The sequence below is a fragment of the Pseudoalteromonas luteoviolacea NCIMB 1942 genome (assembly GCF_001625595.1).
In the GTDB taxonomy this organism is placed as follows: domain Bacteria; phylum Pseudomonadota; class Gammaproteobacteria; order Enterobacterales; family Alteromonadaceae; genus Pseudoalteromonas; species Pseudoalteromonas luteoviolacea_A.
In genome coordinates this window covers 1-1184 of the sequence record NZ_AUXT01000166.1, presented here as the reverse complement: position 1 = coordinate 1184, position 1184 = coordinate 1, and the positions used below count along the sequence as shown (strand labels likewise).

Below are 1184 nucleotides of genomic sequence, written 5' to 3'. Positions count from 1 at the left end.
AAGAAAAGTTTGAACGTTCGAAACCGCACGTAAACGTAGGCACAATTGGCCACGTTGACCACGGTAAAACAACTCTAACAGCAGCAATCACTAACGTACTTGCAAAAGTATACGGTGGTGAAGCACGTGACTTCGCTCAAATCGATAACGCTCCAGAAGAGCGTGAGCGTGGTATCACAATCGCAACTTCACACGTAGAGTACGATACTCCAACTCGTCACTACGCACACGTTGACTGTCCTGGACACGCTGACTACGTTAAAAACATGATCACTGGTGCTGCTCAGATGGACGGCGCGATCCTAGTAGTTGCTGCAACTGACGGTCCTATGCCTCAGACTCGTGAGCACATCCTACTTTCACGTCAGGTTGGTGTACCTTACATCATCGTATTCATGAACAAATGTGACATGGTTGACGACGAAGAGCTAATCGAACTAGTAGAGATGGAAGTTCGTGAACTTCTTTCTGAGTACGATTTCCCAGGTGATGATCTACCACTAATCCAAGGTTCAGCGCTTAAAGCACTAGAAGGTGAGAAAGAGTGGGAAGACAAGATCGTTGAGCTTGCAGAAGCACTAGATTCTTACATCCCAGAGCCAGAGCGTGACATCGATAAGCCATTCATCATGCCTATCGAAGATGTATTCTCAATCCAGGGTCGTGGTACAGTAGTAACAGGCCGTGTTGAAGCGGGTATTGTAAACGTGAACGACGAAGTTGAAATCGTAGGTATTAAAGAAACTACGAAGACAACTTGTACGGGTGTTGAAATGTTCCGTAAGCTTCTAGACGAAGGTCGTGCAGGTGAGAACATTGGTGCACTTCTACGTGGTACTAAGCGTGAAGAAGTTGAGCGTGGTCAGGTTCTATCTAAGCCAGGTTCAATCACTCCACACACGAAGTTCACTTCAGAAGTATACGTACTTTCTAAAGATGAAGGTGGTCGTCATACTCCTTTCTTCAAAGGTTACCGTCCACAGTTCTACTTCCGTACAACAGACGTAACTGGTGACATCCAGCTACCAGACGGTGTAGAAATGGTAATGCCTGGTGACAACATCAAGATGACTGTAGAGCTAATCTGCCCAATCGCGATGGACGAAGGTCTACGTTTCGCTATCCGTGAAGGTGGCCGTACAGTTGGTGCTGGTGTTGTAGCATCAATCATCGAGTAATAGTTA

1 protein-coding gene is annotated in these 1184 nt (G+C 46.3%); it reads left to right on the top strand.

Annotated elements, in window-relative coordinates:
* A partial coding sequence (gene tuf / locus N482_RS12905; RefSeq protein WP_063377427.1) for an elongation factor Tu occupies positions 1–1178 on the top strand: 1178 nt, incomplete at its 5' end.
* Positions 1179–1184: the final 6 nt, after the last annotated feature.